At 56.8% G+C, this 929-nt stretch carries 1 protein-coding gene; it reads left to right on the top strand.

The features are described from left to right. The first annotated feature begins 203 nt into the window (after positions 1-203). Entirely contained in the window at positions 204-497 is a 294-nt protein-coding gene (locus NJLHNGOC_RS16510; protein ID WP_239021569.1) for an energy transducer TonB, read from the top strand. Positions 498-929 lie beyond the last annotated feature (432 nt).

Raw genomic sequence — 929 nt, 5'->3', positions numbered from 1 at the left:
AGCCACAGCCACAGCCACAGCCACAGCCACAGCCACAGCCACAGCCACAGCCAAAAGCCGTGGCCACGCTGCCTGCTGTTACCGCCCGGCCCGCCGTGCGCCCTGTTGCGCAATCCCGGTCACCGTCTGCTCAGCCCTCGGCCCAAGCTCGTGTTGCCGCACCGGTTGGGTCTGCCCCTGCGGCAACGCAGAATGGCCCGGCCGTGCCTGGCGCAGCACAGACTGCGGCGGTTGTGCCAACCGCGCCCCATTGCACGCCCCCCGCCTGGCGTTACCCCGCCATGGCCCGTCACATGCATGAGGAAGGCAATGCGCTGGTTGATGTCGTGCTGGGGAGCGAGGGGCAGGTGGTACAGGTCAGCCTGAAATCCGGCACCGGCTATGATGACCTGGACAGCACGGCCCTTGCCGCTGCGCGTAAGGTCCAGTGCACCCCGCAGGGTCGCCCGCTGGAGGGCACGCATGTCCTGCTGCCGGTTACGTTTCGCCTGCATTAATGGTGAAGGGACGTTCGGCAACCCTGTGCAGGCAGCCGCCTATGCGTATAAGAATGTCCGTTTTAAAAAATTAGCGCGCTGCTTGAGGGCGGGATAGAAGGCTGGTTATCATTTTTTTAGGAATATTTTCCGCATAAAGGGTGTGTCGCCGGAAACATGCGTTTTCTGGTGATGGCAGCCCCGATCACGATCGACCATCCATCCTGACGGTCGGGGCTGTCTTAATTTCTTGCATGGCTAAAGTCAGCACATGCTAAGGGCATCAGAATATATGCCCTGTGTAGCCGATCCATCATGTCATTTTATGCTATAAAAATGAATAGGTGATATATATAATGAGATAAAAAAAGATAATATAAACAATCATTCCTAATGCATTTGGAGGGATCGAAGAACCCCTGATTGATGTGCTTGGCCGGTAATTTCTGGGTT

It is taken from the genome of Novacetimonas cocois (assembly GCF_003311635.1).
GTDB classification, from domain to species: domain Bacteria; phylum Pseudomonadota; class Alphaproteobacteria; order Acetobacterales; family Acetobacteraceae; genus Novacetimonas; species Novacetimonas cocois.
This window is presented reverse-complemented; position numbering and strand designations above follow the sequence as displayed.